The organism is Halomonas sp. NyZ770, from assembly GCF_020616575.1.
GTDB lineage: Bacteria > Pseudomonadota > Gammaproteobacteria > Pseudomonadales > Halomonadaceae > Vreelandella > Vreelandella hamiltonii.
The window spans coordinates 829,896-841,723 of record NZ_CP085143.1 but is presented as its reverse complement, the minus strand read 5'-3'; the positions used below and the strand labels follow the sequence as shown (position 1 = coordinate 841,723).

Annotated in this window: 9 protein-coding genes; 4 read left to right on the top strand and 5 right to left on the bottom strand. The window is 55.2% G+C overall.

Annotated elements, in window-relative coordinates:
* Positions 1-3: 3 nt before the first annotated feature.
* Positions 4-1,494, bottom strand: a complete 1,491-nt coding sequence (locus LG409_RS04070; RefSeq protein WP_227407663.1) for a SulP family inorganic anion transporter — start codon at positions 1,492-1,494, stop codon at positions 4-6.
* Between the two features lie 496 nt (positions 1,495-1,990).
* Here LG409_RS04070 and LG409_RS04065 point away from each other — a divergent pair, with 496 nt between their 5' ends.
* A complete protein-coding gene (locus LG409_RS04065; RefSeq protein WP_144979734.1) occupies positions 1,991-3,004 on the top strand; it encodes an isocitrate dehydrogenase in 1,014 nt (337 codons plus the stop codon).
* Between the two features lie 131 nt (positions 3,005-3,135).
* Positions 3,136-4,404, top strand: coding sequence for a methyl-accepting chemotaxis protein (locus LG409_RS04060; RefSeq protein WP_227407662.1), 1,269 nt, complete (start codon positions 3,136-3,138; stop codon positions 4,402-4,404).
* A gap of 39 nt (positions 4,405-4,443) precedes the next feature.
* On the opposite strand, the gene LG409_RS04055 is transcribed toward LG409_RS04060, so the two are convergent.
* From LG409_RS04055 to LG409_RS04045, 3 genes are all read right to left on the bottom strand, one after another.
* Positions 4,444-5,094, bottom strand: a complete 651-nt coding sequence (locus LG409_RS04055; protein WP_039175565.1) for a peroxiredoxin — start codon at positions 5,092-5,094, stop codon at positions 4,444-4,446.
* 125 nt (positions 5,095-5,219) lie between these two features.
* Entirely contained in the window at positions 5,220-6,227 is a 1,008-nt protein-coding gene (locus LG409_RS04050) for a CNNM domain-containing protein (protein ID WP_144979727.1), read from the bottom strand.
* A 120-nt stretch (positions 6,228-6,347) separates the two neighbouring features.
* The gene (locus tag LG409_RS04045) at positions 6,348-7,454 is read right to left on the bottom strand and encodes a CobW family GTP-binding protein (RefSeq protein ID WP_227407661.1); all 1,107 of its coding nucleotides are present in this window, start codon (positions 7,452-7,454) and stop codon (positions 6,348-6,350) included.
* Between the two features lie 123 nt (positions 7,455-7,577).
* On the opposite strand from LG409_RS04045, the gene LG409_RS04040 reads away from it, so the two are divergent.
* Positions 7,578-8,246: a DUF1826 domain-containing protein gene (locus tag LG409_RS04040; RefSeq protein WP_227407660.1), complete on the top strand. Its 669-nt coding sequence runs from the start codon at positions 7,578-7,580 to the stop codon at positions 8,244-8,246.
* Here the strand turns inward: LG409_RS04040 and LG409_RS04035 are convergent.
* Complete coding sequence (locus tag LG409_RS04035) at positions 8,236-10,170, bottom strand: diguanylate cyclase (RefSeq protein ID WP_227407659.1); 1,935 nt, start codon at positions 10,168-10,170, stop codon at positions 8,236-8,238. The two genes, LG409_RS04040 and LG409_RS04035, sit on opposite strands and share 11 nt — an antisense overlap.
* 357 nt (positions 10,171-10,527) lie before the next feature.
* Between LG409_RS04035 and LG409_RS04030 the strand changes: the two genes are divergently transcribed.
* Positions 10,528-11,799 (top strand): methyl-accepting chemotaxis protein, encoded by a 1,272-nt coding sequence (locus tag LG409_RS04030; protein ID WP_227407658.1) that lies wholly within the window; start codon positions 10,528-10,530, stop codon positions 11,797-11,799.
* Positions 11,800-11,828: the final 29 nt, after the last annotated feature.

Below are 11,828 nucleotides of genomic sequence, written 5' to 3'. Positions count from 1 at the left end.
TACTCAGTGGCTACCCATCAGCTTTTCCACTGCTATCGGGTCGTTGTGCACTGCATAGCGATCCACCACGGTGGCACTGGCATCGTTCAGCCCTATGAGCTCCACTTCCGCACCTGCACGACGGAACTTGATGATGACTCTATCCAGCGCCTGAACGGCCGTCACATCCCAGAAATGTGCTCTAGATAGATCAATGATCACTTTATCGAGACGCTCTTTGACGTCGAAGGCAGCGGAGAAACGATCGGCGGAAGCAAAGAACACCTGTCCCACCACCTGATATTCACGCACGTTGCCAGACATGACGTCTGTCGAGCCAACGTACATGATATTGCCAACCTTGTTGGCAAAGAAAAGCGCCGCCAGCAGCACCCCAACAAACACGCCAATGGCCAGATTGTGTGTACCTACGGTGACTACCACCGTTGCCAGCATGACGACATTGGTGCTCATGGGGTGTTTTTTGAAATCACGTACCGACGCCCAGTTAAAAGTGCCAATCGACACCATGATCATGACCGCCACCAGCGCCGCCATGGGAATTTGCGAGACCCACTCCGCCATGAAGACCACCATCAGCAGCAGCAATATGCCCGCGATGAGGGTGGATAAGCGCGTGCGACCACCGGATTTGATGTTGATCACCGATTGGCCAATCATGGCACAGCCCGCCATACCGCCCATCAGTCCGGCACCAATGTTGGCGGCGCCCTGGCCTTTACACTCGCAATTCTTATCGCTGGAAGTGTCGGTGAGGTCATCCACGATCGTGGCCGTCATCATCGATTCCAGCAGTCCCACGACCGCCAGCATGACCGCATAAGGGAAAATGATCATCAGCGTTTCAAGAGTCAGCGGCACGTTCGGCCACAGGAAAATGGGCAGCGTATCCGGCAGCTCACCCATATCGCCGACGCTGCGAATCTCCATACCGCTGACCATGTACACCACGGTCAATACCACGATGCACACCAGCGGTGACGGAATCGACTTACCCACCACCGGTAAATAGGGGAACAGATAGATGATGCCCAGCCCGGCCGCCGTCATGGCGTAAACATGCCAGGTCACGTTGGTGAGCTCCGGCAGCTGGGCCATGAAAATCAGAATCGCCAGCGCGTTCACAAACCCGGTGACCACCGAGCGCGAAACGAAGCGCATCAGCTCCGCCAGCTTCAGGTAGCCCGCGATGATCTGCAATACGCCCGTCAATAGCGTGGCCGCCAGCAGATACTCCAGGCCATGCTCTCTCACCAACGTCACCATCAGCAGCGCCATCGCTCCAGTGGCGGCAGAAATCATGCCTGGGCGGCCACCGGTAAAGGCGATGATGACGGCAATACAGAACGAGGCATACAGCCCCACCTTGGGGTCGACGCCAGCAATGATCGAAAATGCGATAGCTTCAGGAATTAGCGCCAGCGCGACGACAATACCTGAGAGCGTGTCGCCTTTGATATTGGAGAACCACTCTTGCTTGCTGAAAAGTGCCATTCAGGGAGTCCATGGTTTGAGAGTTATAGACATTGCACATCAAGGCCGCACAGAGGCAGCAAGTGAGCATAGCGTTGTCAAAGTTTGCTGGGGGAAGGCTACCAAACGAAGACGCCAATGCGCCGATAGCCAAATAACGGCAACGGAATGCCATGGCACCGAGATGACGCTTGGAGCGTCATGGCGCCGAAAAGGAAGGAAAACCTAGGGTGGAGTCATCAACCCTGATGTCGGCAGAAGGATGGCTGCCATGGTGTCGTTCATTGCAAGATAAACCTTGTTGGTCTTTTGTCGCTTCAGACGAGGCAGAGGCCGCCGAGGGCCCGGCTCGCTTTGAGCGCGGCATTTTATCAGCAAACAGGGGCTTTCGCACCCACCCACCCTAGACGTTTAGACGATGACCCGTTCCCTAAGTATCGCTTACCATGGCACTCAATCGGCAGGCCTGCCGCCTGTTCTTCATCCTTTTTCAACCACTTCACGAGAGGATCCGCACATGAGCCAGACAGTAGCAGTGATCAAAGGCGACGGCATCGGCCCCGAAATCATGGACGCCACCCTGAAGGTGCTGGAGGCCCTGGAGTGCGGGCTGACCTATGAATTTATCGATGCAGGACTGGTCGCGCTCGAGAAGCACGGCACGCTGGTGCCTCAAGCATCGCTGGATGCCATCGAGAAACACGGTATCGCCCTGAAAGGGCCGCTGACAACGCCGATTGGCAAGGGCTTCTCCTCCATCAACGTTCAGTTGCGCCGTCATTTTGACCTTTATGCCAACGTTCGCCCGGCCATCAGTTTCCCTGGCACGCGCTCACGCTACGATGGCATCGACATGATCACCGTGCGGGAAAATACCGAAGGTGCCTACCTCTCCGATGGCCAGGAAATGGTGGACGACGGCAATACCGGGCTTTCCGTGATCAAGGTGACCCGCCAGGGCTCCGAACGTATCGTGCGTTACGCCTTCGAGCTGGCCAAGCAGAACGGCCGTAAAAAAGTGACGGCTGTCCACAAGGCCAACATCATCAAGACCAGCTCCGGTCTGTTTCTGGACGTAGCCCGGGAAGTCGCCAGCGAGTATCCCGAAATCGAGTTTCAGGAAATGATCGTGGATAACGCCTGCATGCAACTGGTCATGAACCCGCACCAGTTCGATGTAGTGGTAACCACCAACCTGTTTGGCGACATTCTCTCGGACCTGTGCGCCGGGCTCGTGGGTGGGCTTGGGCTCGCCCCAGGCGCCAACATCGGTGAAAAAGCCGCTATCTTCGAAGCCGTACACGGCTCTGCTCCGGACATTGCCGGCAAGAACATGGCCAACCCCTGTGCGCTGCTACTGGCAGCAGCACAAATGCTGGACCACTTGGGCATGCAGCAAAAAGGAGACGCCATACGCCACGGCATCCGAGCGGTGCTCGAAACCCGCCGTGACATGGTCACGCCCGACATGGGCGGTACCGGCACGACGGCGACCTTCGCTCAAGCCTTGGTGGAGCAGGTCAATCATTGATAATTATTAAAATAGATACCTGACATTACCAATGTGACATTTTGTGCCATAACGATACAAAACAGTGTTTTCTATAGGAAACTGGTCTATTCTAGGAGCGTTTACAATAACGCTCCCGGAATTTTACGGCCATGCTCACCTCCCTGAAGTCCGACCAGCTGCGCAGTGCGCTGTCTCAACATACCGCTTGTATCTACTTTACTCCTGAGGGTGTCATCCAAGATGCCAGCCACTTGTTTCTGAGTACGGTAGGTTATTCACTGGCGCAGGTTAAAGGGCAGCACCACCGAATGTTCTGCTTTCCCGAAGATGCCAACAGCCCGGAGTACCAGGCTTTCTGGCAAGCGCTGGCCTCGGGGAAAAGCCAGCAGGGGCGCTTTCGGCGGGTAAATGCACAAGGGGAAGAGGTCTGGCTGGAAGCCACTTACCTGCCGATCAAGAACCGCCGTGGCAAGGTGGTGCAGGTGTTCAAGGTGGCCAGCGACGTGACCGAGAAACACCAGAGGGCGGCACGAGAGCGGGCCATTCTGGCAGCGCTCGACAGCTCCATGGCGGTCATCGAGTTCACCCCTGATGGCTACATTCTGGAAGCCAACCACAATTTCGAGCAGGCCATGGGCTATCCGCTGAGCCGCATTCGCGGTGAACACCATCGCCTGTTTTGTGAGCCCCTGTTTTATCAACAGCACCCCCACTTCTGGCAAGAGCTGGCCCGCGGCGAGTTCAAGCAGGGCAAGTTCGTCCGGCTCAATGCCCAAGGGCAGGTGGTCTGGCTGGAAGCGACCTACAACCCCATCTTCGATGCCGAAGGACGCGTGGTCAAAGTGGTCAAGTTCGCCACCGACATCACGGCAGAAATGACTGCCACCGAGGCCGCCAAGGCAACCGTCGGCAGCGCCAGAACGTCATCCAGCCAGACCGAGCGCATTGCTCAAGAAGGGCTTTCACACCTGCAGAAGGTGATCGCAGACTCGCAGCAGGCTGCCTCGACGCTGGTAGAGGCACAACAGCTCATCAATGCGCTCAATCAGCAGGCAGCACAGATCAACAGCATTACCGCCTCTATTGCGCGGATTGCCAGTCAGACCAATTTGCTGTCGCTGAATGCCGCCGTGGAGGCTGCACGTGCCGGTGAACAGGGGCGAGGTTTTGCGGTAGTGGCCAACGAGGTGCGCCAACTGGCCAAAGGCTCCAGCGATGCAGTCAGTGAAATCACTCGGGTGCTCAAGGAGAACAACGCCTTGGTGAGCCGGACGACGCAGGCCATGCAGCAGGTGGTGGAACAGGGCCAGAATAGCCAGAATAGCGTGAAGGAGATCGAGGCGATCGTTAACGAGATATTGCAGGGAGCGCAAAGCGTATCTCACTCGATCGAGCGACTCGCGCTCGAAGCGAGCTGAGCCACCCCGCCAGCTCAGGCTGGCGGGGCGTGCTACGGTTTAGCGCAGTTTGGTTTTACGCAGGTACGGCAGTACCGCGTCGAATTCACCAAATTTCTGCTGAGCAGCTTCATTGGAAACGCTGGGAGGAATGATGACATCCTGCCCTACACTCCAATCCGCAGGCGTGGCCACGCCGTGCTTGGCGGTGGTTTGCAGAGCATCCAGCGCGCGCAGGATCTCGGCAAAATTACGTCCGACGGTCATCGGGTAGGTCATCGAGAGCTTCAGCTGCTTGTCCGGGCCAATGATGAAAACCGAGCGCACCGTCGCGCTATCGGCAGGCGTGCGGCCATCGGGCAAGTAGGCGTCTTCCGGCAGCATGTCGAACAGCTTGGAGACCTTGAGCCCTTCATCGGCGATGATAGGGAAGCTCACGGCACTGCCGCTGACGGTCTCGATATCGCCCGCCCAGCGCTTGTGATCCTCGACACCGTCCACAGACACCCCGATCACCTTGGTGCCACGCTTTTCCCATTCAGCGCTCAGGGTAGCCACCGCGCCAAACTCGGTGGTGCAGACAGGAGTGAAATCCTTGGGGTGGGAAAACAGAATCGCCCAGCTATCGCCTATCCATTCATGAAAGCGAATCGGTCCCTGGCTGGTTTCCGCTTCGAAGTCAGGTACAACGGCATTGATACGTAGTGACATGGTGGCTCCTCAAGTAAGGGTATCCGATTTTCATACCTTATATGACTTTACCGCCCTTCACTATAGAACTTTTTGAGCTAAGCAGGTAAACGGCGTTCATGATGGAAGCACACAAATGCCCGCGCTCACTTAGCTCTTTTGATCCAACGCTGCTTTGCAAAGTGGCGAAGGTTGGTAACGCTGTCTGTCTCATCCACAATATCCTGACCCAGGATAGTCTCGATGATGTCTTCTAATGTAATAAGACCCACGAACGTGCCATGCTCATCGTAAATCACACGCATGTGGAGGTGATCCTTGAGCATTGAGGTAAAGACCTGCTCCACGTTACTGGTGACATCAACGCTGCCAATGGGGTGCATGAGTTCACGCATCGTGCTGGCATCATCAGCATGGTACATGTCCGATTTATGTACATAGCCAAACGCCAGTTCACCTCCATCCATGACAGGAAAGCGAGTAAACGAAGACTTTCCATGTTTCTTGTCGAATTCATGCACGGTCATACTTGGCGGCACGGTTTCACAGACCGTACGAGGCGTCATTGCTTGACTCACGGCAATATCATGCAAATTCAACGTATTGATAATTGTACGCGACTCATCGGCATCCAGTACCTTTTCTTCCAGCCCTATTTTAGCCAACACTTTAATCTCGTCGCGCAAATCGACATCATGTTCCGACTTGCCCAAGCGTCGTGTCATCAACTCCGACATCCAAATAAAAGGCAACAAGCCAACGATCATGATATTTAACAAACGAGGCAATAAAGGTGCGATATTGCGCCAATAAGTAGCGCCTATTGTTTTAGGGATGATTTCAGAAAGCACCAGGATCAGTAGCGTCATGACTGCCGAGACGACGGCGATGGATGCTTCACCAAACACGGTGGCTGCCTGAGCCCCTACGGCAGTGGCTCCAACGGTATGCGCTATGGTATTGAGCGTCAAAATAGCGGCAAGCGGGCGATCTATGTTGCCTTTTAACTTTACCAGCGCTGCATGCAAACGTGGTTTATGATCTTTTTGCTTGGCAATGTAACTTGGTGTGATGGATAAAAGCGCAGCCTCTAGTATTGAACAAAGAAAAGAGACGGCAATCGCCAAGGTGGCGGTGATCAATAAGAGGAGCATGGCAGCCTGAGGCAGTGAGTGGTAGAGGACTTATATTCCCTCGAAGAGCAAGCTGTCAATAGATTAGCGTTTTTTTGAGTCTCGGACTGGCGCCTAGCCCCGTATGCAATGTGATCACCCTCAGTCTGCCACCAAGTCATCCGACGAGGATGGTATCGTCCCGTTGAAAAACGTATATAGCTGACGCACCGTCTCCGGAGAGACGTTATGGGTAATGAACACGAACCGGGAGACCTGATCGCTGACACAGTGAGCGGGTAACGACGCCGGTGGGTGGAAGATATGCTGCACGCCATGCAGCGCCAGCGGTGTGTCTCGCCCTTGCAGATGCACGATGGCTTTCATGCGCAGCATCCTGTCGCCCATCATGGCCATCAGCAGATCCAGCCAGTTCTCCAATGCTTCCGGCCTGATACGCTCCTCTACGCTGAAACAGAAGGACTTGATCTGATCGTCGTGATGCGCCGACACAGAGGGCGGCGCCAGAGGAGCAAGGCTCTGCTGCTCACCAGAATCCTCAGGCTGCCCACTGGCCAGCGAGGTGGTGTGATAGCTCGCCGACTTGAGCCAGCTTTCCACGCGATATCGACCTGTACCCGCCTGATAGAGCCCGGCGCCTACCAGCAGTTCAGGGTTCAGGTTGCCGGATAGCACCTGCCACTGTTCAGCCGCCGGATTCAGCGTGGCCAGTTGATTGGCCAGTGCCGAGAGAAGATGTTCATCGACCAGATCGGTCTTGGTGATCAATAGCCGATCGGCCACGGCCACTTGGCGTTGAGACTCTCGATGGGTGCGCAACGTGGCATCACCGTTGGCGGCATCGATACAGCAGATCACGCTATCGAGCTGAAAGCGGTGCGCCAGCCAATGGTCCGTCATCATGAGCTGCAATAGCGGGGCAGGATCCGCAAGGCCAGTGGTTTCGATCACGACACGCTCAGGGGCAGGCTTGCCTTTTGCGGCCTGAGCGTCGAGGGCCCGTTGCAGGGTTCGGCTCAAATCGCCCCGCAGCGTACAGCACAGGCAGCCGCTGCTCATCTCGACGACCGCCTGCTCATCGCTATGGGTCAGCAACTGGTGGTCGAGCCCTATTTCCCCAAACTCATTGATCACCACCAGCGTATTGCGCATGGAGGCTTGGCGAACCCAGCGATTGAGCAGCGTGGTCTTGCCACTGCCCAAAAATCCCGTCAGGACGTTGACGGGGATCGGCGTCGTATCATGCATGGCAACCTCGTGCGTGTCTTGGCGGGGGCCTAAGGGAAGCCTCTTACCCTCTGTGGCCACTTATGAAAAATATGTTATAACATATCAACATGAGCACAAACAGATTTCACCGAGGAGCCCATCATGACGCCGTTGCTCTCCACGCCGACCCAGCCTCTGCCCTCTCATGCCGCCCAAGGGCATGACATCAGCGTCCTGCCACAGATTTTCGAAGCACCTATCAATATTGCCATTTTTCAGCGCAAGCTGCCCGCCGAGCTGGCAGTAAGCGCCAATGCACAGTCTCAGACCACCCGCGATTGGCACTATGCCTGGCTGGGAGCGCCGGAAGAAGCCTTCATGGCCGACCTGAAACGCAAGCTGCCCTCCCCTGAGGCAGGCGATGCGCTAGTGGAAGATGTGGCGACCATTGCCCAGGCCATTGCCTACCTGTTCGATACCGACAGCGTCGGTATTCGCCTGCGCCTGCTCACGGCGGCCATGTGCCCCCGCTTTCACTGCGACAAGCTGGGGGTACGACTGGTGTGCACCTACTCAGGACCGGGCAGTGAGTGGCTGCCCAATGATGCCGTCAACCGACAAGGCTTGGGCGCCCCGCACCCCGACCGCCCCGATATCGTGCTGGATGAGAACGCCATACAGCGGCTGGAACCCGGCGATATTGCCTTGATCAAGGGCAGCGCCTGGGAAGGTTCAGAACAGCATGGCCTGGTGCATCGAAGCCCCGCCCTCCAAGAGGGTCAAAAACGGTTATTGCTGACCATCGACCCTGCCTGCCCCATCAAGGGTTGATGACCGAAGAGGGCATGTGCCACTTCACTCGATTGCGGCCATCGCGTTTTGCACGATACAGGGCAAGGTCGGCGCTGCGCAGGTCGCTTTCCCACTGTGCAGGGGCGCTTTCAGGATTCACCTGACAGGCTCCAATACTGACGGTGACGCTCACCAGGCCTTCACTGGTCACGATGGGTGTCAAGGCCACCGCTTTGCGCAAATGCTCCAGCGAACAGCCCTCTTTGGTATCGTACATCCCTACTCCAAATTCCTCTCCTCCCAAGCGTGCGACCAGATCATCGGAGCGCACGCTACTGCTAAGGCGGAAAGCGACCTCTTGAAGCACCTCATCGCCCACCTGGTGCCCATATTGATCGTTGATCGTCTTGAAATAGTCGATATCGATGACGGCAATGCAGAAGCTTCTGGCCACGCTGGCATCATGGGCATAGAACCCTTGGATACGTTCGATAAAAGCACGCCGATTAGGCAGTTTGGTCAACACGTCCGTTTCAGCCAGATAGCGCAACTTACGCTCGGCATCGAGTCGCGACTGCTCGACCTCCAAGGCGTAGAACAGAGCCCCTAACGTATCCAGAAGCGGCTGCAAGAAAAGCGCGTCCTCTTCGGAATAATCTTCTTCCTTGTTGGCCAGTCCAATCATGCCGACGGTCTCGTCACCGATCTTGATAGGAAGGCCCAGAAAGCGCTTGAGGGGAGGATGGCCAGCCGGCGTTCCCCGTGACGCATGGTGGCGTCTGGGCTGGTTGGCCATGACCACGTTACCCGACGTCACGACGTGGCCAAACAGGTTATCGAGATTATTGAAAAACAGCTCGCCGCGCTGATAAGCACGGTACTGTTCATTGGTTTCTTCACTCCAGCTAATGTTCGTCAGCGCATGAATGAACAAAGTCTTGCCATGACCTTCCTGTTCCACGACTTGGCCAATCAGGCCGAACTGGCTCTCTGCCAAGGCAAGCAATTCATCGAACACCAGCTCGCAGGAGTAACGAATGTTTTTTTCCTGGAGGAAGACGCTCTGCGCACGATTCATGAAATTCAGCAGTTGAACCTGCTTGTACTCGCGCAGCTCGATACGTTTCTTTTCGCTGATATCACGAATCACGCAGGTCATGCGCAGTGGGCGGCCTGCACTGTCGTTGGCCACGGTACGTCCATAAGTGTTGACCCATAGCCAATGACCCTCCGCATGGCGCAGCCGATACTCCACATTCAAGACGGCGCTTTCATCTGCCAGATGGGTACGTATGGCATTGTTGAGCCGCGCATAGTCGTCACTATGTACCAAGCCTTTCCAGAAAGACGACCGGCTATCCACCTCATCGCGCTCAAGCCCTAGCAACTCGCACCAACGTTGATTGAAGACATTATGGTCATTGGGAATTTCCCAATCCCAGACGCCAACATCAGCGGCCTCGATCATCAATGAAAAATCTGCGCTGCTGACCTTGGCGCGCTGCTTGTCGATGAGACGGATGTAATCACTGATGAAAAAGCTGAGCGATTCTAAAAACTTGAGGTCTTTGGCGGTCAGCGTATTGGGCCGATCATCGATCAGGCACACGGCGCCGACCTCACGCCCCCCCGCCACCAATGGCACACCTGCATAAAAGCGAATATACGGGCTGGAGAGCACGAGGGGGTTATCGCAAAAATCCGGATGCTGACTGGCATCCTCGATGACCAGCGGAGCGCGCAGTTCAACGACGTGGCGACAGAAGGCATCCTCGAGGGAAGTGAAATCCACGTCCAACCCCACTTTGGCGATAAACCACTGCTTCTGGCCAAGCACCGAGATCAATGCAACGGGGAACTCGAAAAAGTCTGCCAAGGAGGCAATCAGATGATCCAGAGCATCCGACTCATTCTCCTGCGTGAGCTTGTACTTACTGATGTGCTGCCAACGTTGATTTAGCATGCTCGCCTCGTGTCACTGGCCCGCAATACGTTTCACTTACCGCTTCCAACGTAGACTAGCGACCCTTTGGCTTGGCGTCTTCCACCGAATTTTGAATAAACCTCAAGCAAAGCGTCACCATCTTTATTTATCAGCAACTTATAGAAAAACAATTCACTTTTTTTAACATTTATAATTGAACAAATATGAGACAAGCCCTGCTATATTGTCAAACATAACCTCATACCAATGAGTGAATGACAGGACAGCATGCGGCTAATATAAATTAGCTCAAAAGCAGTTGCTGTGCCATGGTTAGCTTAGGAGCCTCCCCTTGCCCTCTCTTAAGCAAGCTAAAAGTCTATAGAGAAGGAAAATATGGATACCCATTTTTTCAATGCACCGCTCTATCATGCGTTACTCGGCCATACCGCCTGCATTCTGTTCACGCCAGAGGGGATGATCAAACATGCAAGCCCTGCGTTTCTCAAGGTCATGGATTGCCAGTTGAGCGCGATCAAAGGGCAGCACCATCGCATCTTTTGTGACCCTACAGACGCTCAACAGCCAGCGTACCAGCAGTTCTGGCGTTCACTGGCATCGGGGGAGAGTTTCACCGGGCGATTCCGGCGTTTCAAAGACAGCGGTGAAGAAGTGTGGCTGGAAGCCATGTACGTGCCGATCACCAACTATCGCGGCACGGTAAAGAGCGTGCTCAAGATTGCCAACGATGTCACCGCAAGACATCAAAAGGCTCAGCGCCAGGAAGCCGTATTGAAAGCCTTGAATGCCTCAATGGCCGTCATCGAGTTTACTCCCCAAGGAGAAATACTCGAGGCCAATGAAAACTTCGAAGCGGCTATTGGCTACCGTGCCAATCAATATGTGGGGCAACACCACCGCATGTTTTGCCACGACAACTTTTATCGTGAACATCCCAATTTCTGGGCGCGTTTAGCACAAGGGCACTTCACCAAAGGCCGGTTCGAGCGCAAAACCGCGCAGGGCAATAGCATTTGGTTAGAGGCCACGTATAACCCCGTCAAGGATAGCGATGGCAACGTCGTAGAAGTCGTCAAGTTTGCCAGCGACATCACCCCCTTGGTCGAGAAGGTCAATGCCACGTCGGGTACCATCAGTTCCGCTCAAAGCAGCACTTCGCAAATAGAGCGCACCGCGAAGGACAGCCTGGACCACCTGGATGAGATGGTCAAAGGCTCTGAGCAGGCAGCCCAGACGTTGGCACAGGCACAAGAGTTGATCGATGCACTGCACAAACAATCACAGAGCATCAACAAGATCACGGAATCGATTGCCAACATTGCCAGCCAAACCAACCTGCTCTCTTTGAACGCTGCCGTAGAGGCCGCCAGAGCTGGGGAGCAAGGTCGCGGGTTTGCCGTCGTAGCCAATGAAGTGCGTCAGCTAGCCAAAGGAGCCTCAGAAGCCGTCGAGCAGATCACCCGTGTCTTGAAAGAGAACAGCCATTTGGTGGAGCGCACGACGCAAGCCATGCAACAGGTGATTCAACAAGGCAAAGCCAGCCAATCCAGCGTCAGCGAAATCGATGCCATCGTGAACAAGATTCTGCAGGACGCCCGCCATGTCGCCCACTCCATCGAGCAACTGGCTGCTGACACGCATATTTGAGCAGAACGTTTTCATGCACAGGGACGTGC

Bases quoted from the DNA above. Each gene is read 5' to 3' on its own strand.
- LG409_RS04055 (WP_039175565.1), bottom strand. From the start codon at position 5,094: ATGTCACTACGTATCAATGCCGTTGTACCTGACTTCGAAGCGGAAACC.
- LG409_RS04030 (WP_227407658.1), top strand. From the start codon at position 10,528: ATGGATACCCATTTTTTCAATGCACCGCTCTATCATGCGTTACTCGGC.
- LG409_RS04035 (WP_227407659.1), bottom strand. From the start codon at position 10,170: ATGCTAAATCAACGTTGGCAGCACATCAGTAAGTACAAGCTCACGCAG.
- LG409_RS04050 (WP_144979727.1), bottom strand. From the start codon at position 6,227: ATGCTCCTCTTATTGATCACCGCCACCTTGGCGATTGCCGTCTCTTTT.
- LG409_RS04040 (WP_227407660.1), top strand. From the start codon at position 7,578: ATGACGCCGTTGCTCTCCACGCCGACCCAGCCTCTGCCCTCTCATGCC.
- LG409_RS04065 (WP_144979734.1), top strand. From the start codon at position 1,991: ATGAGCCAGACAGTAGCAGTGATCAAAGGCGACGGCATCGGCCCCGAA.
- LG409_RS04070 (WP_227407663.1), bottom strand. From the start codon at position 1,494: ATGGCACTTTTCAGCAAGCAAGAGTGGTTCTCCAATATCAAAGGCGAC.
- LG409_RS04045 (WP_227407661.1), bottom strand. From the start codon at position 7,454: ATGCATGATACGACGCCGATCCCCGTCAACGTCCTGACGGGATTTTTG.
- LG409_RS04060 (WP_227407662.1), top strand. From the start codon at position 3,136: ATGCTCACCTCCCTGAAGTCCGACCAGCTGCGCAGTGCGCTGTCTCAA.